This window comes from Carboxylicivirga sediminis (assembly GCF_018156225.1).
Lineage (GTDB): Bacteria > Bacteroidota > Bacteroidia > Bacteroidales > Marinilabiliaceae > Carboxylicivirga > Carboxylicivirga sediminis.
Genome location: NZ_JAGTAR010000033.1, coordinates 21291 through 45332, shown reverse-complemented (window position 1 = coordinate 45332; position 24042 = coordinate 21291). Strand labels below are relative to the sequence as shown.

Here is a 24042-nt window from a genome sequence, read left to right as displayed (position 1 = left end):
GAAATCTCATCTGTTAGTCAAGAAATCGATGCTGTAAGCCAAGAAATCACGTCTGCAAGTCAAGAAATCGATGCTGCAAGTCGAGAAACCGATGCTGCAAGTCGAGAAACCTCATCTACAAGTCATGAACATCGAACTGTTTCTCAATCATTCAATATTGTATGTGAAGAACACCGATCTGTTCTAGAAAGTGCGTATGAAAGTCAAGAAATCGATGCTTTAGGTCGAGAAACACTGATCTGTCAGTCAATTTATCCAATGGCTAGCGCAGATTTGTAATCTGTGCTACGAAGATAAAAGGCACGGATTGCAAACATGCGCCAGCAATTGTCGGAAATTGGCGTAGACATTCAATTTGAAGCTGCAAATCAGTCTTTTTTCACACCTCTGACCGTTTGATGCTTTCCTACAGGCGTAAGATAGGCTCCTACCACCGTAAAATAGGCTCCTACGAGCGTAAGATAAGCTCCTACAGTCGTAAAGTACCCTCCTACGGGCGTAACATTAGCTCCTACGCGTAAAAAATGGATTCCTTCGGGGGCTGTTCAGGGTCTGTTCAATAAACTGTGTCACCAGTCGTTTTTTTTACCCAAGCCCAGAATGCTGATATTAGCCTATTTATCCGATTTTTAAAACTTATAAATAGTCTTATTGCCTTTTACAAGTTTATTCAGCAAGAGAAATAATCCCAAAGCTATGAGACCACCAATCAGCGTTGCATAAATATCTTTCCAATCAAACACTCCTTTAGGCAATATGAGTTGAGCCACTTCATAAAGAACGTAACCTATCACAAAAAACCCAATAAGCCGCAACCCCTTTGTTTTTGTTGGATTGACAAGCATGAGACCAAAAAATATTTGAACAATAATGCCTCCTGAATTACCCATAGAATCGGCAATACCAAAGTCATTAATGTTATTGGCGTAAATAAACGGACGATATATATACCTGCCTGCTTCGGTTAATGCAAAGCAAACCATAAACACCATCAAATAGATAATGCGAATTGTATCTATAGTACGCAGCTTTTCTTTATCCAGAAAAAAGTTTTTAGGGTTTACCATTGTTGATTCGTTTGTTGTAAAAAACTCCGGGAGCAATTGCAAAACTTACTCCTTAGAAGTTTACCAATTGAAAAAAAACTAAGTTAGGCATATAACACATTACATGCACATCAAATCTTCATCTTCATCACAGCGATGACAACGTATAGTCTAAATGACTACCTTTGCGCCATGCCAAAAGATATAAGCATAACAGAATACCTCAATAACTTCAGTCACCTGCCATTAGTGGATGTACGCTCGCCAGGCGAATTTGAAAAGGGTCATATTCCTAACGCCACTAACATTCCTCTTTTTAGCAATGAGGAAAGAGCTCATGTGGGCACTGTGTATAAGCAGCAATCGCAGGAAGACGCAGTTGCTTTGGGTTACCAGTATGTTACACCTAAGCTACAATGGTTTATTGATGAATCAATCAATGCAGCACCTGATAAGCATATAGTGATTCACTGCTGGCGGGGCGGTATGCGCAGTCATGCCTTTGCTCAGCACCTCAAGGATAATGGCTTTAACAAGGTTTATGTCATCACCAAGGGATATAAAGCTTACCGTCGCGAGGCTCAAAATAACTTTGACAAAGGCCAGTTACTGTTATTGGGCGGGTACACGGGTAGCGGAAAAACCCACATTTTGCATCAAATACAAGAAATGGGACACCAGGTGCTCGACCTCGAAGGCTTAGCTTCTCATAAAGGTTCGGCTTTTGGAAACATCGGAATGGACAAGCAGCCAACCACCGAGCAGTTTGAGAATAATCTGTACTGGCAATGGCGACAGTTTGACTTTTCGCGCCCCATATGGGTCGAGGATGAAAGTCCTAACATTGGCGATGTTAATATCCCCATGCACTTGTTTCATAAGATGCGGCAATCACCTTTGTTTTTTGTTGAAATCAGTAAAGAAGAAAGAGCTCATTTACTGGTTGACGAATATGCTTTAGGTGATAAGAGCAAGCTTGAAAATGCAATTGGTCGCATATCAAAGCGCCTGGGCAATGATGTATCAAAAAAGGCGCTGGAGTACCTGGCTAATGATAATTTTTACGAGGTAGCCCTGCTTACACTTGGCTATTACGACAAATATTACAAAAGAGGGATTGAGAAACGGATGACTGATGATATCCGTTTTATTGCCATGCAAAACACCAATGCGCATAAAAACGCAGAAACCTTAATCGAAGTATTCAATGAGCAATTTATCAGAAGTTAAGCTAACACAATATAGTCATGGTGCCGGATGCGGTTGTAAAATAGCCCCTTCGGTATTAACTGATATCCTAAAAAGCAATATCACCCCTATACACGACAATAAGTTGCTGGTAGGCAACGACAGTCGTGATGATGCAGCGGTATACGACATGGGCGATGGCACAGCCATCATTAGCACCACCGATTTTTTTATGCCCATAGTTGATGACGCATTTACTTTTGGCAAGATTGCTGCCGCCAATGCCATTAGCGATATTTATGCCATGGGTGGTCAGCCTTTGCTGGCCATTGCTATATTGGGCTGGCCCATCAATAAACTATCGCCCGAAGTGGCTTCACAAGTGATGGATGGCGGACGACAAGCCTGCAAAGAAGCGGGCATCGTGCTCGCAGGTGGCCATAGTATTGACAGTCCTGAACCTATTTTCGGACTGGCAGTAACCGGCCGCGTTGATATTGCTAAACTCAAGTGCAACGATACAGCCACTAAAGGCTGTAAACTATACCTGACAAAGCCCCTTGGCGTTGGTATTCTGTCTACAGCTCAGAAAAAAGGTATTTTGAAGGATGAGCATGCCCACATAGCTCCAACACTCATGAGTCAACTCAATAAGCTGGGAGCTGAGTTAGCAACTATTGACGGCGTCAAAGCCATGACAGACGTGACGGGATTTAGCTTGATAGGCCATCTGAGTGAGATGTGTGAAGGCAGTCAGCTATCGGCTAAATTAGCATACGAACTGGTGCCTAAGCTGCCAATGCTGCAAGATTATATTGACCAAAACTGCATGCCTGGAGGTACCGGCCGCAACTGGCTGAGCTATGGCCATCAGGTGGTATTGAAAGATGAAACCTACCGACACACACTGTGCGACCCGCAAACAAGCGGCGGCTTGCTGATAGCGGCTGAAGACTTTGCGGTTGAAGAGGTGGAACAATTGTTAAAGCAAAATGATATAGCTCCTGTGTGCTTTGGTGAACTCATCGAACAGCAAGACAAGCTTATTTATGTAGAGTAGATGCTTCTGAACATCTCTCCCTCTTTCTGAACCAGCAATAATCATCGTTGCCGTGGCTTCGGCGTATTTTTGTCCTGCAGCAAAACGCCAAATGATATGATACGACACGCCATTGTTACACTGATGATGATTGCCGGAATAATAAATGCTGATGCATCCGGCAGTAAAGGTAAACGCCCCAACGTTATTATTATTCTTACCGACGATCAGGGCACGGTTGATATGAACTGCTATGGGGCAACGGATTTGTACACCCCGCATATGGATGCCCTGGCACAATCGGGGGTTCAGTTTAATCAGTTTTATGTGGCAGCACCGGTCTGTTCGCCATCAAGGGCATCAATGCTAACCGGACAAAACCCGCACAAGGCCGGTTTACCGGGCAATGCATCATCACAGGCAGGCCATAGCGGTATGCCCAGCGAAAAAGTAACCATCGCCGAAATAATGAAAGCTAATGGTTATCAAACGGCTCATATTGGCAAATGGCACATTGGCTACACGCCCGAAACCAGGCCTCTGGGTCAGGGCTTCGACTATTCGTTTGGGCACATGGGAGGCTGCATCGACAATTACTCCCACTTCTTTTACTGGAACGGTCCTAACCGCCACGATTTATGGGAAAACGGTCAAGAGGTATGGCATGACGGTGAGTATTTTGGTGACCTGATGGCAGCAAAAGCCAGTGAATACATCACCACACATAAAGACCAACCGTTTTTTATGTATTACGCCATTAATATGCCTCACTATCCCTTGCAACCCAAAAGCCAGTGGCGCGAGTATTATAAGGATATGGATATGCCACGCCGCGACTATGCCGCCTTTGTATCCACCATAGATGAATATATTGGCCAGCTCATCAAAACACTTGATGAGCAAGGCTTAAAAGATAATACCATAGTTATTTTGCAATCGGACCATGGCCACAGTAACGAAACCCGTACTTTTGGTGGCGGAGGAAGCGCCGGTCCATACAGAGGGTCTAAATTCTCGTTGTTCGAAGGAGGTATACGTGTGCCCGCTATAATCAGCTACCCAAAAAAAATTAAACAGCAGCAACAGCGCAATCAGATGGCCTTTAACATTGATTGGTTGCCTACCATTGCCGACTATTGTCAAATCAAATCGCTGCCTGCCGAGGTGGAAGGTATAAGCCTGCGAAAGGTCATCGAAAAGAATAGCGCCAGTGAACATGAACAATTCATATGGAAAAGCGGTGGCAGCTGGGCCATACGCCAGGGCGACTGGAAGCTGATTGGTTATCCGCAGGACCAGAGCGGTAAAGGAGTACTCGACCCCGACAATGATATGCTGTTTTTGGTCAACCTAACAACGGACAGCACAGAAATGCTGAACCTGGCCAAGCAATATCCGGGGAAAGTAGAAGAACTAAAAGCTGAGTATCTGAAATGGGAATATGCCAGTGCTGATGACATCCCTGTAAAACGTCAAACCTTTAAACACAAAGCTATTGGCCACAAGATAGAGCTGACCAAAGCCCCACACCCAAAATACAAAGGTAAAGGTGCCGCCGGGCTTATCGATGGCGAAGCAGGTAACCGCTTTCATAACGATGGTTACTGGCTGGGCTTTGAAGGCAACGATGCGGAGATGGTGATTGAATTTGAAACGGCCGTTACAGCCAACGAAATCACTATAGGTGCCATGCATAATCCTGAAAACTGGATTTTCTTCCCATCATATATTGAAGTGAGCTGGTCAAATGATGGCAGTACATACACCCCAGCAGTTAAAATAGCTGTAAAAGAACCAGAGCAACGTAACAACTATGCCCGACAGCGCTTCAGCATTCAGCAGGAAGATATAAATGCCCGCTATTTCAAAGTAAAGGTTAAAAACGTTGAAACATGCCCTGCATGGCACAATGGAAAGGGTAACAAAGCCTGGCTCTTTATCGATGAAGTAACCATAAACTAATCAATCGCCTGCGGTATTACGGCCAATCAATGCATATTTTTAAGGCTCAAAAAAAGATTGTATATTCAGACGTCGAATAACCAGTCTCTTTTTGATGAAACGAGCCCTTAAGCTTTTTGCAGTAATACCGCTTTTAATGATGCACCTCACACTATTTGCCTCTCAGCAGGCAGATACCGTTGTGCTACAGCTTAAATGGCGTCATCAGTTTCAGTTTGCCGGCTTTTATGCGGCCATTGAAAAGGGATTTTATCAGAAAGAAGGATTAGAAGTCATTGTTAAAGAAGGCAACACCTCTGTTAACTTTGTGGATGAGGTCATATCAGGTCGTGCCGATTTTGGACTTGAATCGGCACGGTTAATCATAACGCGCAACAACAATATTCCGGTGGTAGCTTTAGCCGCTATTTTTCAGCATTCGCCTGAAATAATATTGAGCCGAAAAGATACAGGCATCCGTTTTATAGAAGATCTTAAAACAAAACGGATATCATCCGGTTTAAATGGCTTAGCCTCTACCAAAGCCTTATTAAATAAACTAGCTGTACCTGACAGTAATTATATCTATGGCAGTTCCATCGGATATATCAATGATTTAATTGAAGGCAATACCGATGCCATATCCACCTATATCACCGACGCTCCCTATTTTCTGGAGCAAGCGGGAGTTGAACCTTTAATTTTCAAGCCTCGCTCCTATGGTATCGATTTGTATGGTGATATCCTGTTCACGACCCAGTCGATGGTAGAAAATAATAAAGACCTGACCGATAGATTTCTGAAAGCATCAATGGAAGGTTGGGTGTATGCAATGGATAATAAAGAGGAACTTATTGATATCATTATCAACAAATACAATCCTTCTCTTACAAGGGAATTCCTGAACTATGAAGCCCTCACCATGGAAGACCTGGTGATGCCCAAGCTAATTGAACCGGGTCATATGAATCCCGAACGCTGGAATTATATTGCCGATACCTTTGTTGAAATGGGCCTGCTGCAACCTCTTTATAGTATCGACGGCTTTTTGTATGAAGATTACCAGATATTAAATAACCGTCGAATTAAAGAAGTGCTGTATATACTGCTGGGCATCGTCATCATATCCCTACTCACCCTCCTGGTGTTCTTCCTCTTTAATCGTCGACTAAAAAAGGCCGTGCTACAGCGTACACTCGACCTGTCAGATGCCAATGAGAATTTAAAAAAGGAGATAAGCCGCCGGCAATTGATGCACACCGACCTAACCTTAAGCGAAGAACGATTCAAACTACTGTTTGAAGATTCGCCCATCTCGCTTTGGGAGGAGGACTTTAGTGAGACAAAAAAACTGTTGGATAATTTATACAAAAGTGGCGTAAAGGATGTTGAAAAATACATACGAGAAAACCGGGATTTTGTGCGCCAGTGCTCACTAAGTGTTAAAATAAATAATATCAATAAAGCCACGGTCCAGTATATGGAGGCGGCCAACAAAGACTTTATTCTGAACAACATCCATAAGGTATTTGCCGATGAAGCCCTTGATGATTTTGCAGAAGAACTTATCGCCTTTTACAATGGTAAAAACCAATACGAAACAGAGTCGGAACACATCACATTTAAAGGGAATAAAATTCACGTTTCGGTAACCGTTAAAATTCCGTATGGCTATGAGCAATCATGGAGTAAAATCATTGTATCGCTGATTGATGTAACCGACCTAAGAAGAACAACTGACGAACTCAGGTACAAAGAGGTGTTGCTGCGCCAGCAAAATGAGATATTAAAAGGCATTAATGACGAATTAAAGAAAGCTAAGTTTAAAGCCGAAGAGAGTGACCGCTTAAAAACGGCGTTTCTGTCCAATATGAGTCACGAAATCAGAACACCGATGAATGGCATAGTGGGATTCACTGATTTACTCAAGGACCAGTCTATCAATATTCATGAAAGGGAACGCTACCTGAATATTATTGAGGAAAATTCGCAACAGCTTCTGCGCATTATCTCTGATATTATTGACATTTCAAAGATTGAGGCTTCGCAGCTGAAAATTGTTAAGGCAGAAGTTTGCATTAAACAACTGTTTGAACACCTGCTGGAGATATTCCAACTCCGAATTAAACGCCTTGGCAAAGAAAACCTGGACTGTACCTATTGCATTGGACCTAATCTGAAAGAAGGCCTGCTTGTAATAAATACAGATGTAACCCGCCTGCGGCAGATACTGACTAACCTGCTTGAAAATGCCGTTAAATTTACCGAAGACGGAACCATCGAGTTTGGGGTTTATAGCAGCGATAACAGTGAACTCACCTTTTATGTGAAAGATACAGGTGTAGGTATAAAGAAAGAACGGGTATTGCAGATTTTTGATCGATTTTTTAGAGAAGAAGAACGCTTTGGGGCCAACCTGGGCGGAACAGGGCTGGGGCTTTCGATTGCCAAAAATTTAGTTGAACTTCTGGGTGGCAAAATTCATGTTGAAAGCACACCTGGTGTTGGATCAAAATTTTATTTTACCCATCCACATGACACTAACTAAGGCGTTTATGCCTTTTATGCCTTAGTGTGAGTCTTATCATTTCATCCAGTTGCCAGATAATAACCACCAAAGTAATAAGCAATATGGGGTATTTGATAAAATGAAGGCTGATACCCGCCAGCTCAAATGGCATCCACGGAAGCAGAATATTCAGAGCTAGCCCAAAGAAAGCACCCATTACAAAAAATAACCACGAAAGGCGAATACTTTTTACTACAGACCGACGCCCATGCAACTCAGTTTTTACACGCGTCATCAGTTTACTCTCAAAGTCGGAAAAAGGCATTTCCACCCGACTATCTTTTAGCAGTGATTTTAATTTACGGTCATTCAACTCTTCCATCACATCTTAAGTATTATCAGATTATCAATCTCGATTCCTTCTTCAGTATGGCATTCAGATGAGAGTAAAAACTCTTTCTGGCGCGGTGTATAACCACTTTCAACTTACTAGCCGACCACCCGGTAATATCGCCAACCTCATTTAACGACAACTCCTCCAGGTAAAACAAACGAAGAGCAAGGCTCTCGTTGGGCGCCATCACTTTCAGTGTCTCATTAATAAAGTACTTGCGCTCATCACTCTCCAACTGGTCAATCGCTATCGTTTCAATGGCATCCTCAACAGCCACCAAGGGCTCGTTCTTCCACTTCTTTTCTTTATCCAGCTGCCTGAATGCTTTGTTGACAATGATGCGGTAAAACCAGGTACTAAACTTCGATTGCTGTTTAAAAGCCGGCATCTTTTCAAAGGCTTTCATAAAAGCCTCCTGCACCACCTCCTCAGCCAAGAACTCATCTTTTACAACAGAAATAGCAATAGAGAAGGCCATGTCCTGGTAACGCCTTATAAAATAACGATATCCTTGCTCATCGCCTTCTATTACTTTTTTGATGTAAAGCTCTTCCACTACTGGTCTTTCTTTTTCTCAGTAAAATGTGCCAGTATCATTCCTAATCCGCCAAACATCACTGTAGAACCAAAAACAAACGGCTCATCAATGCGTCCTAAAGAATTTGGAAAGATGGCATGAGTAAGTACAAAACCAAATATTAAGCCGAAAGCTATTCCAACCAGTAATAAACCAATTTTCAGCCAAGGGAATGAAAATCGAAAACCTCTTCTTTCAGGCTTCTTAGCATAGAAATTGCTGGCATCAGCCCCTTTTTCAATTAACAGGGTTCGTTCTTTGGTGCGTGCCTGCAGATAATAATACCATGAGAAAAAAGCAGCGGCAAAAAAGCCCAGCCAGCCAAACATTATTGTAACATCTTCCATAATCAATTGTATTTTGTTTCTCTGCTGAGATACAAGATAGAAAAGAAAGGTTACAAGTTGTTTGGAAAAAATCAGAATAAAGAGCCAATATCAATTCTTCCTGACAGCACCATCCAGCCAAAAGCCGCAAAAAAGGCTCCCAGAATGGCATAGAAGATGCGCGCGCCATTGCGTCCCATCAGCTTAATGATGGTTTGTGCCCTTCTTTGTTTAAAAAACCATTCCCAGTTGGTGAGTGAAGCCATAAAAATAAGCGCTCCAACACCAATCATGAGGTAAAACAATATATCCTTGTTCATATCTTCAGCAGTTAGCTAAACATTTTTTCAATTTTGGCAAAGCTCGATGGCATCGCAAACAACACAACTTTATCATGCGGTTCAATCACTGTTTCGCCACTGGCAATTATAGCCGATTCACCCCTTATTACACCACCTATATTTACATCCTTAGGCAAGCTTAATTTGTGTAATGGCCCTTTTGTAATCTTCGAATCAGGCTGCGCAATCAATTCCAGAACCTCAGCATCAGTGGCTGTCAGACATTTTACATGCGATACATGTGCGCGCAGGGTATAGCGGTAGATGTGGCTGGCAGCTATCAGTTTCTTATTGACCAAAGTACCAATACCAATATTCTCAGCCAAATCAATGTAGTCGATGTTCTCCACCTCGGCTACAGTTTTTCGAACACCCATTTTCTTAGCCAGCTGACAAGCCAGAATGTTTACTTCTGAGTTCCCCGTCACCGCCACAAAAGCATCCATCTTTTTAATGCCCTCATCTTTTAGCAGCTCTAGGTTACGACCATCACCATTAATTACCAGCGTATCGGCCAATACATCAGCCAGTCGTGCCGCCTTATCTTTATCTATTTCAATAAGCTTGATACTATATTGTCCTTCAAGTTTTTGAGCCACTTTCTTACCTATCCGGCTACCACCAAGGATCATCACGTTCTTAATATCGAACTGCTTCTTACCGGCATCTTCCATTACCTGCTTAACAGCCGATTTGGTGGTAATGATATACACCAGGTCGTTGTGCTGCAATGTTTCTTTGCCGCGAGGAATAATTGTATCACCATCGCGGTTGATGGCCACAATATTATACTCCTGCTTTTCATACATGGCAGAAATTTCAGCCAGCGTTTTATTAACGATAATGGCATTGTCGCGCACCTTTAAGGCAAACATAACCAACTTGCTGCCAGTAAACTCATACAACTGACGTGTTCCCACCTGCTTAAGGGAAGCAAACACTTCTTTGGCAGCCAGCTGTTCAGGATAGATTAACTCATCGATACCCAACTTACCAAAGAACTCCTTGTTTTCCTCCATCAGGTACTCGTGATTATTTACACGGGCCACAGTTGTTTTGGCACCAAGCTGCTTCGCCAAGATGCAAGACAAAATACTCATATCCTGATATGGCGGCACAGCAATAAACAAATCACATGATTTTACATTGGCTTCTCGCAGATCCTCAATGGATGAGATACTACCTACAATAGTCATTAAGTCGAAGTGAGCATCAATTTGCTTGAGCTTCTCCTCTTCTTCATCCATCAATATAACATCATGATTGGCAGAACATAACATTTTAGCCAAATGTGTTCCGACTTCCCCTGCACCTGCAATAAAAATTCTCATAAGTACCCGTTCTTTTATACGCGTTTTTGCTCGACAAAAACACCGCAAATTAATAGATAATACTACTAATCCTCCAAATAAAAATGGACATAAATGACTATTCGTTTCTAAAAGCCACTAAAAAGACGCCGTTTTTCGATACATCATGCAGGTTCTCAATATGTTCCTCATAGCCATCGAACCATTTCTTTTGGTACCATTTCCAACCACTCGGTATAATCACTTGCCCAACCCGCATCGTCTTTCTTACTTCCTTTAAGTCAATCTCAGGTTTTCCCATTAAAACGAGGTAATCAACTTTGCGATGTTCCAGTTTACAGCTCCATCGGGCTCCTTCGGGCAATATTACCAAGGCCTTAGCTCCTATTAAACTAACAATTGGCGAAGCATTCGGTTTATCACCAACCTGCCTGACCGTATATGAAACAGGCGCATTACAGTAGGCCCATAGACCATTAAACGCAAACTCAATCTCTTTCTCACTTAATGGCACATTGGTATAAATAGTGTTACTCTGCTTATCCAAATGATTGACAACACTTTTACCATTTATTTTAGCTACATACAACACTTCTTCAGGCAAAAAATAACTGCGCACATGGATAGTTACTATGGTAAAAATGCCAAGTACCAGCAAATATTTTAAATATATAAAATAGCGATAATTAATATAAACGAGCAGCAGAATCAAACTACCATATAACAATGGCAGCTGCCAGCCTTCGATATATAAATGCTGAATAGTTGAATACGGGAATTGATCAATCCAATGTGCTGTATCATCCATAAAAGTCAGCAAACTGCCCATGCCTGGCACAATTAGCTGAAGTATAAACATCGAAAAGGAACAAAGAGCCGCTAATACGGCCATCACCAGAATTGGCGTGACAACAGGTATCATTACAATATTGGTAACAATGAAATAAAGTGGAAATTCGTGAAAAGCATAAATGGCGATGGGCAATGTTCCTAACTGAGCAGCTATTGATACTGCAATGATTGACCATCCCCATTTAAATGGTGGAAAGCGGAAATGAAACCAATTGTTAACTTTAGGATAGAAAGAAACAATGGAAGCTACGGCTACGTGGCTCAGCCAGAAACCAATGTTGAATATCGAAAGAGGCTCAATAATGATGATGATAAACATAGACGCTCCCAGCAAATTAAAAATGCCGGTCTGCCGTTTTGAAATACGTCCAAATTCCAGAATAGTAAACATTAAACTGGCCCTTAGTACTGATGGTGAGAAACCAGTAACAGCAGCATAAAACCATAAACACAGGATAACGACCAGTGCCGTCAACAGTTTATATTTCCTTGCTCTGAAAACAGATACAATGCTCATTAGCAGCATGTATATGATACCAACATGCAATCCGCTCACAGCCAATAAATGCATGGCACCGGCATCTGAAAAAGCACTTTTCTGTTCATAACTTAACAAACTTTTATCGCCCAAAAACAATGCATTAAGTATAGCCAGTTGAGTTTCATTAAGGCCAGCTTCCTGATACTTATCCCGAAGGAAGGTCTTCAGCCTGGCACTCAATATAACAGGATGAAGTATGCCACTTTCTTCTTCAATGTGTTGATATTCGCTCACAATTAAACGAAAGGCAATGCGTTGATTGCGCAAATAGTTGCTATAGTTGAAATCAAATTGACTATTGGGCTCTGAAAATGGGATAAATCGGCCTTTTACAAATATATAACTATCGGTGGCCGGTTTATGCTTAATAATTGATTTGGGCACGTAAACAATGCCCCGCTGCTTTTCTAGGTAGCTTAAGCTATCGGAACTGCAACCTCTGAAATAGGTTTCGAACTTGAGGTTCTGTTCAGTGGAGCCAATGGATTCAATAATATGCAGTTTTACCTGAGCTTCCGAATATGATGATAAGGTTAATGGTTGTCGTAACTGGGCATAAACAATAGATAGAGTCAGGAGCATAACAAACCCAGTAATTCCTGTTAGGAAGCGATACCGGTATATAGCTGTTTGTTTCTGCCATACTATCAGTAAACAGTAGAGTACAACAAAAAATATAGCCAGATAGATATAGACATCTGCAAATGAGATGACCCGAAACGTCAAAAAAATCCCCAGCATTACTGGCAATACAAACCTTACAAAAGGAGATTTTTTAAAAAAGAGGTTAAGATCAGATAACATAAAAATAAATTTATGCTATCTGCAGCATAAAATCAATAGCTCATCAGGAGCTCTTTATTTTACCACTCAGAATATTAAAAAGCGCCATACCAAAGTACTTGACATCGGTTAAAAAAGGTGCTTTTTCTTTAGCGGCCATATATATGCGCTCAGCTTCAATATTTTCTTTACTATCAGGCATATTTAGGGCAACATATGGAGGTATACAACCCGGTTTGAACTTAATGCGCTTTTCCTGCACGTCTTTGGGCAATTCATTAAAGCGCGTCTGGCTCAATGGTCGTAATCCGACAATAGCCATACTTCCTGTAATCACATTCAATATCTGAGGCATTTCATCCAGCCAATACTTTCGTAAAGTACGTCCCCAATCTGCCAGGCGGAAATCGTTCGCTGGTTTTCCTACCTTATTATAGCCATTCAACTTAACCACATAATCTTGCAGATACTCAGAGTAGGGATGCATCGTACGTAGTTTATACACTTTGATGATTTTACCATTTTTCCCCACCCGTTTCATTGGAAAAACAGGACCATAAGATGGTTTCTGATTATGATCGGGACTATGGGTTTTCATGACTACGAAATACAACTTGCCATCGAGCTCTTTATATTCAATAATGTCAAATCCACAACTAACCAACCTGCCCAGCATTTCTGCCATGGTTAGCCAACGGTATTTTGCCCCGGTAATAAAATAGTATAGTTTCTGCAGATGCTTAATTTTAGGCATCACCCGGTGAAAGAAGAAGCAGAAAAACCAGTACAGGTGTTTGAATATGTTATTATTAACTGCAAACAGTTTGTGCTTTCTAATTCTAATCGTTTCAATGCACCCAATAAAAAGTCCAGCATCGGGCAAGCATTCATTTACTTTATTTAGAAATTTGTTGATGTAGCGCACGTTATTGACCTGGTGTACATTAATCAGGCAACGAACAGATGCAAAATCTGATTGATGAAGATAAGTTGGATGGTTGACATCAAGAATACGCACACTATCTCGCTCCGGAACAACATGCTGTGTAAGATAGTCGTACACTTTTATGTCCAACTTTTTTAGCAATTGTTCCTTAATAACTTCGCTCTTATTTGCACGTTTTTTCTGAACAGGAACAAACTCCAGCTCCGAAACTGTTGTTCTTTCCAATTCATGACTGACACCAATAGCACTTATTGATTCAACACTTCTCATCCCACATTTTTTTTCTCGATTCTGCAACAATTTACGAGTATAAATGGCAATTGTACAGGAGTTTTAGACCAATAAAGCACGATTCATAACCAACTAACTATCAACAATAACCCCTTATCACTTATATCTCTGCCTTCCCCTAAAGAATAATACATTTAGTCAAAAACAAAGTTTATAGGTTTGATTTTTATGAATGAACCAAAAAACAGGATAACCGTATTCAAAATTTCAACAAAAAAATTAGGCTTTCACCTTTTTACCAGCTGCATTAACTTTTACATTTTCAATAAATTCAATTGTCTGAGGCACTTTATAAGAAGATAATTTATCTGCACAAATTTTCTTAATATAAGATTCTGTGATTTCAGAATGTCTTTTGTTAACAACCAGAATAGCCTTAATAGCTTCACCTAACACTTCATCAGTAACAGCTTCAATTGTGCAATCAATAACGCCATCTATTCCAACAATTACTTCTTCAATTTCTTTAGGACTAACACGTCTCCCTCCCACTTTAATTATTTCCTTTCGGCGGGCTGCATGATAAATAAATCCATCTTCGTCCACTTTGGCCAAATCACCAGTATACAACCAACCTCCTTTTATGGTTGTAGCTGTTTCTTCTGGCTCCTGATAATAGCCTGACATGATGTTATCACCTTTTGCAATAATCTCACCCACTTCACCAGGCTGCACATCATCCCCATTAGCATCCACTACACGTAATTCAACATCCGGTATACCTTTACCCAGTGAACCTAACTTATCAGCAAGCCTTTCGGGTGGCAAATAAGACAAACGTGCTGTCGCTTCGGTTTGGCCATACATAACATAGAATTTTGTATCAGGAAAGCTGTCACAAAATTCTTTGATAAAGGTTGTATGTAGCTTACCTCCTGCCTGTGTTACATATCTTAAATGAGGAAAATCACTATGCCTAAAGGTATCTGATTTACGCAACAGTATCTGAAAGTGACTGGGTACACCAGCAAATCCAGTGCATTGATACTTATTTAAATCATCAATCACCGAATTTAAAAAGATGAAGGTGTTATTGAGAACTATTTGACCACCAACCTTAAGGTGCGTGTGCAAAAGAGATAATCCATAACAATAAAAAAAAGGCAATACAATTTCGATTACATCATCTTGCGTCAAGTGCAAATAGTCTATTATTGAAGACGTGTTGGCAATGATATTCCGATGCGAAATCATTACTCCTTTAGGCTTGGCTGTGGAGCCGGATGTGAAAATTATCTGTGCTAAATCATCATCCTGGGTTTCTGAATTGCTCCATTCATTAACAAGTGTCTCTTCAATAACTGTATCGATGGCTGCTTCACTGAGCACATTAGTCATCTCCAGATTAAGTCGCTTTACTACTTGGTTAGAAGCAAAAACTGTGTTTGACCCACACCGCTTAACAAGCTCATTAAATCCATCCAATTCAATCGCCGGATTAAGCGGAACCACAACATTGCCGGACTTCATAATAGCCAGGTAAGCCACAATCGAATAATGGCTATTGGGCATAATCAGCATAACATTCTGCGCCTGACCGATGGCTTGTTTTAACCAAATAGCAAGCCGGTTAACCCTATCTATAAGGGAATTATATGTTAATTCCCCATTACGTCCCAAAATAAAATCGCCTTGCCGATGCGTATGCTCCTGCAGTAAAAAGTCAACACAGTTCATCTTTCACCTTCTTTTAGTAGTTATGGATTGGTGGCATTCGCAGATAATCTGTTGTTTTCTTTTTACGCTCAAAGTTTTTGAATATGCGACTGATTTCCTGTTCATCCTTCTCTATTCCCATTGCAACCTCTTCGGGCGAGAAACCATTTTCCCAGCCATACCAGAGTAAATCCATGGTTTCGAAAGGCATTTGATAAAAGAACTCCTCCTGGGTTTGCTCAGCCGTGTAGGTATCTGTTGTAGGTGTCCGGTCAATTATCTCTTGCGGAACACCCAATTCTCTGGCCAGCTCATATACCTGCGTCTTAAACAAGTTACCAATAGGCATAACATCAGCACCGCCATCGCCATACTTCACAAAAAAACCTTGTTGTACCTCATGCTTATTAGGTGTACCTATTACGGCGTAGTGCAAGGCTTCTGCATGATAATAAAGCATTGACATACGACTGCGCTGCTTGAAGTTAGAAGCGGCAACAATCTGCAGATACTCATTCATCGGTAAGCGCTCACTTTTTTCGGTACCATCGGCAAAAATAACAGTGACATAGAACACAGGAGGCATATTGGAATTCAAAAACTCAACCGGAATACCGATTTTCATCTTATCAGTCTGGGGATTATATTCAGGAATAACCCTTTTAACGGCTTCATCACGACGCTGATAACAACCAAAGCCTTCCAGGGCACCGCTGATGTTTTCTTCAACTACTCTAACTCCGAATTTATCAGCAAGTTTCAATGCCAACGCTTTACTATCATCACTTGAATCCTTTTCGGGTAGCATCACACCGAGTACATTTTTAGCCCCAAAAGCCTTAACAGCCAAAGCTAGAGTAACCGATGAATCAATACCCCCACTGATGCCTACAACTCCTCCGCGCCTGCGCAGTACTTTAATCACATCTTCTTTTAGTTTGGCAACAATTGAATCAATTGTGTTCTGTGTATCAGATAGTCTTATTATCTCTTTTGTAAATTTTTGTTCAGACATTGGTTAAAAGTTTATCGAATTACAATTTGTTTATTTTTTATATCTCCTTTTAGTAGATTCCGTTCGTCAATCTCCTGGTAAGCTGAAATGAATTGCTTATGCAATATTTGCGAAGACAATACGCCTATTAAGGCCATATTATCTTGTTCACTAATATTACTTCGGTTCAACTTAGTTAGTAAAGCTTCAATCTTTCGAGGATTAAATAAGCCAGAGTCTTTAAGCGCATAAGGACTTACAAACTCATCCAATAGCGCTTTATCGTTGAGCAATGACTGGGCCACTGGTGCTCTGTAGGCCTGCTTAGGTCTTTTTATGACGGACTGTGGAAGCTGATCTTTCATCATCACCTTTAACAATACCTTCTCATTTAATCCATTTAGCTTATAATGGTCAGGTAAAGACGCACAAAACTCAGCCACACGATGATCCAAAAATGGATACCGGCCTTCTACTGAGTTAGCCATGGCCACTCTGTCACCCTGAGAGGACAATAGGTACCCTGACATAAATAATCGCGACTCTATCAATTGCGCTTTCTCCAGCAGGCTGTATCCACTTGTTTCGCCTGCCAACTCTTCAGCCAGGTTAGCAACCGGATCATAACCATTCAGTTCATTACTAATCCCCTCTGATAGCAAACTAGCCAGTTGTTGGCCATTTCTCCACCTGAGCATATGTGAGTAAATAGGTGAATTGGTTTGGTCGAGCTGATAACCGAAAAACATCTTCAACACCATAGGTGAAGCTGTTGCCAGCTGCGGAATATATGGGTAAAGCTTCTTAAGTAACAACGGCCTGTACTTTGATTGAGGTTGCCTGGCCCAGAAATTGCGTATAATTGTTTCTTTGAAGATGTTATATCCGCCAAGCATTTCATCAGCTCCTTCACCTGTTAAAACAACTTTAATATTGTTTTCCCGCACCAGTGATGACAGCAACATCATCGGAATAGGTGATGTTCTTAAAAGAGGCGCTTCGGCATGATAAACAGCCTTTGTTAACCATTTGGCAATATCTGAATTGTTACAAGAGATACTTTTATGGTTGGTATTAAAGAAAGCAGCTACTTCATTCTGATAGTCTGATTCATCAAAAGCCAATTCATCAAAACCAATTGAAAATGTATTGAGCACATTGGGTTGCACCTCTTTCACAAGAGCCGTTGTTACACTTGAATCTAAACCGCCACTTAAATAGGCAGCCACCTGTACATCGGCTCGCAACCGTAAATCAACACTACTTTTCAACAAACCGTAGAGTTCTTCTGCAGCCTCATGGATGGTGCCGGCAAACTTCTTGCCAGCATACTGATGTTTCCAGTATGGGTGAACAGTACATTGCCCCTTATTATATATCATATAATGACCTGGCGGAAGCTCTTTTACGCCATCAAAAAAGGTATTTGGACAGAGAGGTGCCCAAAAAATCAGCGATTCTTTCAGGCCACAATAATTTACCCGCTTATCAACCTGAGGGTGTTCAAACAAGCACTTGATCTCCGAAGCATAAACCAACTGGTTATTAACCTGGCGATAAAAAAGTGGTCTGATACCAAAGCGGTCCCTGGCTATAAAAAGCGTTTGAGTTTTCTCATTCCAGATCGAAAAGGCAAACTGACCATTCAATTGATTTAAACAGTCCGGCCCATACTCTTCAAACATATGCAGAACTACCTCTGTATCACAGCTTGTCCTGAATCTATGCCCTCTTTTTATCAGTTGCTCGCGCAGCTCAATATGGTTATACACTTCCCCATTGTAGGCAATCCACATGGTGCCATCCTGATTACACAAGGGTTGTTGACCCGAACTCAAATCAACAATACTTAGCCGGACATTCCCCATAGCGCAATCGGGCTGTATATACAAACCTGTCTCGTCGGGCCCCCGATAATTAATACGTGTCAACATCTTATTGAGCACGTATTCTTGCTGTTTGGCACTTAAGCCACTATCTGTAAATCCGACGATACCACACATAGCAGTTTAGTTTACGAGTGATTTTTTCCGTTCCAGAAAGGCGACTATCGAGTTAATACTCTGAAAATTTTCCTCATTTAAATCGCTGTCCTCTGTTTTCACACCAAGTTCTTCATCCAAAAAGGTAATTAGACTTAACAAGCCCATTGAGTCAAATATGCCTTCTTCAAAGAGCAATGTGTCATCTGCTATTGTATCCTTTTCAATAAAGGTAATTTCAGATATAAATGTCTTGATTTGATCTTTCATCTTTTTAGTCGTTATGTTTGTTAATTATTTAATTCTTTTGGCCGGCACTCCGGCATATACAGAGTTATCTTCAGTATCTCTTGTAAGTACAGCACCACTGCCTATAATTGAATTCTTACCAATCTTAACCCCTGGCATAATGGTGCAATTCATCCCGATAAATGCCCCTTCACCAATTTCAATAGCACCCACTGTTTCAGTACCATCCATATTCTTTTGTGACAAATCATGCGTTAGTACAACGCTCATGGCTGTGACAAAGGCATTATCACCAATTGTGATTAATTCGGGTCTTCTGTTATCCAGTATTACCATGTAACCAATCTCCACATTCTTGCCCATTTTAACGCCTCGCCAACGATGAAACATAGCACGCCATTTTTTAACCGGGCAGAACCAGGCCGGAACAAGCAATAAATTCCTAATAGCTCTTTTGTACTTGCTAGCTGTAGGTAGTTCACCAAATGCATAACTACGCCTCTCCATCTAATAACTTTTTTAATTGTTTATTCAGTGCTTCATAGCCCTCATTATTGAGGTGTAAAAAGTCCTTATAATAATTTGCTTTAGCCGGAGTTTTAGTTCGACCATCCATTAGCGTACCATAGGCATCTAAATACAGATAGCCCTTCTGCTTACAAAGCTCAAGCAAGCTCTTGTTAACGGATTCGATTTGCCGCTGCATGCCAGATGGCCATATCAAACGCCTGATTCCTCCATGCCGCCCCTCTGGAAAAACATTGCAGACAACAATTTTTGTGTTGTTGGCAGCAAACTGTTGTGCTATCTTTTCGTAATTATCTATAACAGTAGATGAAATTGCATTTTCCTGCTGTTTAAAAAAGTATCCTGCTTTCAGGTCATTAATACCCATACATAGAATCACACAGTTCACCTCTCCTTCAATATTTGCATTATTTGCTAACACTCTAACTTGAGCTGATGTAAACCCAGATTGCGCCATTTTATGAACTTCATAACTATTCCACCAGTCATCGGATATATCCCAATGTTTACTTCGGCTATCACCAATTATTATAATGTCAGTCTGAAGGCTGTCAAGTTTCAACTCGACTCTTTGTTCATTGCCATTGGGATACAAGCCACGCTCCAAGTAGGCTTTATAGTACTTGTACATTCCATTGGCAAAAAACACAGTACATATTACCAAGCCTATAACTAGTATTACTAAAATAAATATGATGCGGGTTTGATTCATTCAAATAAATCTTATTTCATTAATTCTTCATAGTTATTGATGTATTGCTCGGCTATACTACTCCACGAATAATGAGTTCTTAACTTGTCATAAGCTTTTACCGCTTTTTCATCAAAGTTTGAAGAGCCGCTTTGCAACAATTCCAGTTGCTGCTTCAAAGAATCAGCATCTCCCACTTTAAAAAATGACACTTCTTCTTCATTGAATACAGCTTTATTAGCATCAATATCAGAGCAGATAATTCGTGCCTTAACCGAAGCGGCTTCCAGAAGCATCATCGACATAGCTTCATTAAATGAAGGAAAAATAAATGCATCAGAATTTTCTAAATAAGCCATTAACAGGCTCTTATCAGTCACCAATCCTATAAAATCAACATTTAACCCTTTGGCTGCCAACCTTATTTCTTCGGCATACCTGGGCATCTGCTCCATATCTCCAGCCACAATTAATGGACTTGTATAATTGGCTTTTTTCATGGCTTCGAGCAATGTATGTAAGCCTTTTAAAGGGATTATGCGGGCAGCAGCAAAAAACAAATACCCAGAACGCTCCATTGGTTGAACGCTTTGTTCAACATTAATTCCGTTGGGAATAAACCGAACCCTAGCATTGTAACTACTGTTCAAATAGTCACTTAATGGTTCTGATACAGCTGTAACCACATTTGCTGAACGAATCAGAATTTTCTCATTAAACAGAAAAAACCGTTGTATGGCAGGGCTCCACTTTTCAACTTCATAAGTTTTACCATGATGCGTTGCAATCACCTTGTATTTTATACGAAGGATAGGCAAAATAAATGCGCCATCGATCTGATGCAAATGGATTAAATCATATTTAGTCACAAATAATGCATGAAACAGGCACTTTAAATAATAGATAAATACATTCAGTTTTTTTATGAAGAAATTATTAAACGCTATCTGTTTACCATCCTCCCATTTACTTCCTTCCGGTATTCGATCTTTCAGGGCATAAACGGTAAAATCATATTGCTCTTTAAGCTGAGCAATCAGGTTTTGACCAACGTAGGCAGTGCCTCCTATGGCAGGTAATCCTTTTACACCTATAACCCCAACTTTTTTCCTCATATGATTTTGATTGCAATTTCAATTTAGGTAAAAGCTTACTACGATTTATTATATTTTGGTTACAGGTGCTATTTATTACACGAATACGCAAATAATACAGATGACTAAATTAATTATGGAGACCAACTAGTCATTTCTGTAGTCAATATGCCTTCATATTGCGACCTTCTGACCTGGTTAGTATTTACTTATTAATCTTAAATAATTAAATTACCACGATTTGTGAACTCAACTATTGGATTTGGCGGACTTTAATATGAAATTAAGACTATTTATTCTTCTATTAATATTTCTGACATATACTACGGCAGGCATGTCGCAAAATGCCTTTCCGGGAGCCGAAGGTTTTGGTTCAGATACTCGGCATGCCTACCAAACAGAAGTACGGCCAAAAATATTGACTGTTACAACTCTTAAGGATGGAGGCATAGGAAGCCTCAGATGGGCCGTTAATCAAAACTACCCTCGCATTATCATTTTTGAGGTTTCTGGTGTAATTAAGCTATATCGCGACTTGTATATACGCAATCCCTATATTTTTATTGCCGGGCAATCGGCTCCACAACCGGGCGTTACCATTTCAAACGCAACACTGTTTGTTCACACCCATGATGTGCTTATCCAGAATATTAAACTCAGGTACGGTGTTAACAGCAGGAAGCAAGATTGCTTAACTATCGCATCAGTGCGTGATTCATCCTATAATGTTATTGTCGATCATTGCTCTATAAGCTGGGGAATGGATGAAAACATTGGCATAGCTGCCACACAATATGGTATCACTATCAGTAATTGCATCATCAGTGAAGCCATTGATACAAAAGGAGGCAATGCCTATGGCTTGCTGGCCTATGATAATGGGGAGCTATCTGTTCTGAAAAATCTATTCGTTCATAATGCAGATCGTAATCCCCTTGTAAAAGGTGAGTCACTCAAAACGCTAGTATACAATAACGTTATATATAACAGTGATACCCATTGTATTTACTTCGGGCACAGGGAAAACGGTAATTCACTTTTTCAGATTGTAGCATTGAATAACTATTACGTACCTGGCATTAAAAACCGAAACTCCAATATTATAACATTCAGTGAGCGCATCTCTGAAAATGCCGTTGCCTACTTATCCGGCAATCAAGTCAAAGGTAAAAATAAGCCACAATGGCAAAGAGGCATAACATATAATCAGGCTGGTGAGCAAATTATTGCAACGTCACCTATGTTCCATTATCCACATATGGATTTAATTCCAACTGATAGCTTATTAAACCGTGTACTGGCTCATTGTGGTGCATTTCCTCAGAATAGAGATGCCATTGATGAGCGAATAATTAAAGATGTTACCCAGATGACGGGCAAATGGATTTTTCATGAGGATGAAGTTGGTGGTTACATTGAGCAGGCGGCCTGTCACAAACTAATAATTCCAGATAACCCACACGATGATGATAACAATAATGGCTTTACCAATATTGAAGATTGGCTAAACTCGTTAATATATACTAATAATCAAACCACGAAGTAATTTTACGAAGATGAATTCAAACAACCACTTACACCCGGCAGTCATATTGGATATTACACAAGCCGGATACGATATTATTCGCTCCCTATATAAATACAAAATTCCGTTATATGCGTTTTCATACAAGGCCAACAGCATTGAAAATAAAACGAAACGGGTTACTGAGATTATTGATTATAATGCCCAGGAAGATTTACTGGAAAAGTTAATCGCACTGTCCAAGCGCTTAAAGGTTAAACCGGTGCTATACCTTTCAAGTGATCATCGCCTTGAGTTCGTTATGGAGCACTACGACGTTATTCAAGAACATTTCCTGGTTAATTTCCCCTCCATTGACACCTTAAATACGCTATTAGACAAAAGAGAATTAAATAATTTTGCCCTGAAGAACAACCTTCAGGCACCTGCAACAGTTAATATTACGTCTGCTGATGCCATCGAAAAAGTCAAATCACTTGACTTTCCAATCATTGTTAAACCGTTTGTGAAAACGGCAGCCTGGTATGCCTCTGAAAGGCCCAAAGCAATCATTTACGATACTTTTGAAGAGTATGAAGCGGATATAGCGGACGTTCTTAATATAGAAGACAGACTGATTGTTCAGGAATTTATCCCCGGCGGGGCTAACGACATCTACGCTTGTTTTGTGTATTTCAACCAAAAGGGTGAATTTGTGCAATCTTTTACTGGTCAAAAGATAAGGCAGTGGCGCTCTTTAACAGGCACCAGTTCGTGCATCAGACCATTTAACCATCCTGAAATACTAGAGCAAACCATTCAATTTTTTAAGCTGGTTAACTACAAGGGTTTTGGCTCTATGGAATACAAGCAAAACCCTAATAATGGGAAGTTTTACCTGATTGAACCTACCGTTGGACGTTTTGACTTAAATACCCTCGTATGCACTGTTGGCGGAGCTAACCTGCCATTAGCCTATTACAATGATGTAACCAACCAAAACATTGTGCCTAAAGAAAAGCCCAATGATAACTTTGCGTATATCCATGAACTGTATGATATGCGAAGTGCCTATCATTCAATATCTACAAAAAATGAAACGCCTAAACAGTTACTTAAAAGCTATAAAGGCAAGCTCTATTTCCATTATATGAATACCGATGATCCGGTGGTTACCAGAAAAGTTCTCTATAAAGTTAGCCGATACATCGCCAGCAAATTATTCCGCTACATGACAGGCAAAACATCTAAAGCCTGATT

21 protein-coding genes are annotated in these 24042 nt (G+C 40.6%); 6 read left to right on the top strand and 15 right to left on the bottom strand.

Annotated elements, in window-relative coordinates; all coding sequences use genetic code 11:
* Positions 1 to 629: 629 nt before the first annotated feature.
* Positions 630 to 1067, bottom strand: coding sequence for a hypothetical protein (locus KDU71_RS18250; RefSeq protein ID WP_212192543.1), 438 nt, complete (start codon positions 1065 to 1067; stop codon positions 630 to 632).
* Between the two features lie 171 nt (positions 1068 to 1238).
* Between KDU71_RS18250 and mnmH the strand changes: the two genes are divergently transcribed.
* The 4 genes from mnmH to KDU71_RS18230 all read left to right on the top strand — a co-directional run bounded on the left by mnmH (position 1239) and on the right by KDU71_RS18230 (position 7762).
* Positions 1239 to 2276, top strand: a complete 1038-nt coding sequence (mnmH, locus tag KDU71_RS18245; RefSeq protein ID WP_212192542.1) for a tRNA 2-selenouridine(34) synthase MnmH — start codon at positions 1239 to 1241, stop codon at positions 2274 to 2276.
* Complete coding sequence (gene selD, locus KDU71_RS18240) at positions 2254 to 3294, top strand: selenide, water dikinase SelD (RefSeq protein ID WP_212192541.1); 1041 nt, start codon at positions 2254 to 2256, stop codon at positions 3292 to 3294. Before mnmH ends, selD begins: the two co-directional genes overlap by 23 nt.
* A 96-nt stretch (positions 3295 to 3390) precedes the next feature.
* The gene (locus KDU71_RS18235) at positions 3391 to 5235 is read left to right on the top strand and encodes a sulfatase family protein (RefSeq protein WP_212192540.1); all 1845 of its coding nucleotides are present in this window, start codon (positions 3391 to 3393) and stop codon (positions 5233 to 5235) included.
* Positions 5236 to 5329: 94 nt separating this feature from the next.
* Entirely contained in the window at positions 5330 to 7762 is a 2433-nt protein-coding gene (locus KDU71_RS18230) for an ABC transporter substrate-binding protein (RefSeq protein WP_212192539.1), read from the top strand.
* Here KDU71_RS18230 and KDU71_RS18225 read toward each other — a convergent pair.
* The 14 genes from KDU71_RS18225 to KDU71_RS18160 form a co-directional block, all read right to left on the bottom strand.
* Positions 7755 to 8105 carry a hypothetical protein gene (locus KDU71_RS18225; protein ID WP_212192538.1) on the bottom strand — a complete coding sequence of 117 codons (351 nt, stop codon included), beginning with the start codon at positions 8103 to 8105 and terminating at the stop codon, positions 7755 to 7757. The genes KDU71_RS18230 and KDU71_RS18225 overlap by 8 nt on opposite strands.
* Positions 8106 to 8121: 16 nt before the next feature.
* A complete protein-coding gene (locus KDU71_RS18220) occupies positions 8122 to 8673 on the bottom strand; it encodes an RNA polymerase sigma factor (protein WP_212192537.1) in 552 nt (183 codons plus the stop codon).
* A complete protein-coding gene (locus tag KDU71_RS18215) occupies positions 8673 to 9041 on the bottom strand; it encodes a DUF6249 domain-containing protein (RefSeq protein WP_212192536.1) in 369 nt (122 codons plus the stop codon). The genes KDU71_RS18220 and KDU71_RS18215 overlap by 1 nt, the downstream gene beginning before the upstream one ends.
* Positions 9042 to 9112: 71 nt before the next feature.
* Positions 9113 to 9340: an immunity 17 family protein gene (locus tag KDU71_RS18210; RefSeq protein ID WP_212192535.1), complete on the bottom strand. Its 228-nt coding sequence runs from the start codon at positions 9338 to 9340 to the stop codon at positions 9113 to 9115.
* An 11-nt stretch (positions 9341 to 9351) separates the two neighbouring features.
* Complete coding sequence (gene trkA, locus KDU71_RS18205) at positions 9352 to 10692, bottom strand: Trk system potassium transporter TrkA (protein WP_212192534.1); 1341 nt, start codon at positions 10690 to 10692, stop codon at positions 9352 to 9354.
* Between the two features lie 97 nt (positions 10693 to 10789).
* Positions 10790 to 12805, bottom strand: coding sequence for a ComEC/Rec2 family competence protein (locus KDU71_RS18200; RefSeq protein WP_244828564.1), 2016 nt, complete (start codon positions 12803 to 12805; stop codon positions 10790 to 10792).
* 106 nt (positions 12806 to 12911) lie between these two features.
* Positions 12912 to 14063: a sugar transferase gene (locus KDU71_RS18195; RefSeq protein WP_212192532.1), complete on the bottom strand. Its 1152-nt coding sequence runs from the start codon at positions 14061 to 14063 to the stop codon at positions 12912 to 12914.
* A 240-nt stretch (positions 14064 to 14303) separates the two neighbouring features.
* On the bottom strand, positions 14304 to 15761 hold the full coding sequence (locus KDU71_RS18190) for a class I adenylate-forming enzyme family protein (RefSeq protein ID WP_212192531.1): 1458 nt from the start codon (positions 15759 to 15761) through the stop codon (positions 14304 to 14306).
* Positions 15762 to 15774: 13 nt separating this feature from the next.
* Positions 15775 to 16755 carry an NAD(+) synthase gene (gene nadE / locus KDU71_RS18185; RefSeq protein WP_212192530.1) on the bottom strand — a complete coding sequence of 327 codons (981 nt, stop codon included), beginning with the start codon at positions 16753 to 16755 and terminating at the stop codon, positions 15775 to 15777.
* An 11-nt stretch (positions 16756 to 16766) separates the two neighbouring features.
* Positions 16767 to 18737 carry an asparagine synthase (glutamine-hydrolyzing) gene (asnB, locus tag KDU71_RS18180; RefSeq protein WP_212192529.1) on the bottom strand — a complete coding sequence of 657 codons (1971 nt, stop codon included), beginning with the start codon at positions 18735 to 18737 and terminating at the stop codon, positions 16767 to 16769.
* A 6-nt stretch (positions 18738 to 18743) separates the two neighbouring features.
* Positions 18744 to 18986, bottom strand: coding sequence for an acyl carrier protein (locus tag KDU71_RS18175; protein ID WP_212192528.1), 243 nt, complete (start codon positions 18984 to 18986; stop codon positions 18744 to 18746).
* A 24-nt stretch (positions 18987 to 19010) separates the two neighbouring features.
* Positions 19011 to 19472 carry an acyltransferase gene (locus tag KDU71_RS18170; RefSeq protein ID WP_212192527.1) on the bottom strand — a complete coding sequence of 154 codons (462 nt, stop codon included), beginning with the start codon at positions 19470 to 19472 and terminating at the stop codon, positions 19011 to 19013.
* Positions 19459 to 20205 carry an SGNH/GDSL hydrolase family protein gene (locus tag KDU71_RS18165; protein ID WP_212192526.1) on the bottom strand — a complete coding sequence of 249 codons (747 nt, stop codon included), beginning with the start codon at positions 20203 to 20205 and terminating at the stop codon, positions 19459 to 19461. The genes KDU71_RS18170 and KDU71_RS18165 overlap by 14 nt, the downstream gene beginning before the upstream one ends.
* An 11-nt stretch (positions 20206 to 20216) precedes the next feature.
* On the bottom strand, positions 20217 to 21299 hold the full coding sequence (locus KDU71_RS18160) for a glycosyltransferase family 4 protein (protein ID WP_212192525.1): 1083 nt from the start codon (positions 21297 to 21299) through the stop codon (positions 20217 to 20219).
* A gap of 256 nt (positions 21300 to 21555) precedes the next feature.
* Here KDU71_RS18160 and KDU71_RS18155 point away from each other — a divergent pair, with 256 nt between their 5' ends.
* Positions 21556 to 22824, top strand: coding sequence for a hypothetical protein (locus KDU71_RS18155; RefSeq protein WP_212192524.1), 1269 nt, complete (start codon positions 21556 to 21558; stop codon positions 22822 to 22824).
* Positions 22825 to 22834: 10 nt separating this feature from the next.
* Positions 22835 to 24040: a carboxylate--amine ligase gene (locus tag KDU71_RS18150; RefSeq protein WP_212192523.1), complete on the top strand. Its 1206-nt coding sequence runs from the start codon at positions 22835 to 22837 to the stop codon at positions 24038 to 24040.
* Positions 24041 to 24042 lie beyond the last annotated feature (2 nt).

Bases quoted from the DNA above. Each gene is read 5' to 3' on its own strand.
- KDU71_RS18250 (WP_212192543.1), bottom strand. From the start codon at position 1,067: ATGGTAAACCCTAAAAACTTTTTTCTGGATAAAGAAAAGCTGCGTACT.
- mnmH (WP_212192542.1), top strand. From the start codon at position 1,239: ATGCCAAAAGATATAAGCATAACAGAATACCTCAATAACTTCAGTCAC.
- selD (WP_212192541.1), top strand. From the start codon at position 2,254: ATGAGCAATTTATCAGAAGTTAAGCTAACACAATATAGTCATGGTGCC.
- KDU71_RS18235 (WP_212192540.1), top strand. From the start codon at position 3,391: ATGATACGACACGCCATTGTTACACTGATGATGATTGCCGGAATAATA.
- KDU71_RS18230 (WP_212192539.1), top strand. From the start codon at position 5,330: ATGAAACGAGCCCTTAAGCTTTTTGCAGTAATACCGCTTTTAATGATG.
- KDU71_RS18225 (WP_212192538.1), bottom strand. From the start codon at position 8,105: ATGGAAGAGTTGAATGACCGTAAATTAAAATCACTGCTAAAAGATAGT.
- KDU71_RS18215 (WP_212192536.1), bottom strand. From the start codon at position 9,041: ATGGAAGATGTTACAATAATGTTTGGCTGGCTGGGCTTTTTTGCCGCT.
- KDU71_RS18210 (WP_212192535.1), bottom strand. From the start codon at position 9,340: ATGAACAAGGATATATTGTTTTACCTCATGATTGGTGTTGGAGCGCTT.
- trkA (WP_212192534.1), bottom strand. From the start codon at position 10,692: ATGAGAATTTTTATTGCAGGTGCAGGGGAAGTCGGAACACATTTGGCT.
- KDU71_RS18200 (WP_244828564.1), bottom strand. From the start codon at position 12,805: ATGCTGGGGATTTTTTTGACGTTTCGGGTCATCTCATTTGCAGATGTC.
- KDU71_RS18195 (WP_212192532.1), bottom strand. From the start codon at position 14,063: ATGAGAAGTGTTGAATCAATAAGTGCTATTGGTGTCAGTCATGAATTG.
- KDU71_RS18190 (WP_212192531.1), bottom strand. From the start codon at position 15,761: ATGAACTGTGTTGACTTTTTACTGCAGGAGCATACGCATCGGCAAGGC.
- nadE (WP_212192530.1), bottom strand. From the start codon at position 16,755: ATGTCTGAACAAAAATTTACAAAAGAGATAATAAGACTATCTGATACA.
- asnB (WP_212192529.1), bottom strand. From the start codon at position 18,737: ATGTGTGGTATCGTCGGATTTACAGATAGTGGCTTAAGTGCCAAACAG.
- KDU71_RS18175 (WP_212192528.1), bottom strand. From the start codon at position 18,986: ATGAAAGATCAAATCAAGACATTTATATCTGAAATTACCTTTATTGAA.
- KDU71_RS18170 (WP_212192527.1), bottom strand. From the start codon at position 19,472: ATGGAGAGGCGTAGTTATGCATTTGGTGAACTACCTACAGCTAGCAAG.
- KDU71_RS18165 (WP_212192526.1), bottom strand. From the start codon at position 20,205: ATGAATCAAACCCGCATCATATTTATTTTAGTAATACTAGTTATAGGC.
- KDU71_RS18160 (WP_212192525.1), bottom strand. From the start codon at position 21,299: ATGAGGAAAAAAGTTGGGGTTATAGGTGTAAAAGGATTACCTGCCATA.
- KDU71_RS18155 (WP_212192524.1), top strand. From the start codon at position 21,556: ATGAAATTAAGACTATTTATTCTTCTATTAATATTTCTGACATATACT.
- KDU71_RS18150 (WP_212192523.1), top strand. From the start codon at position 22,835: ATGAATTCAAACAACCACTTACACCCGGCAGTCATATTGGATATTACA.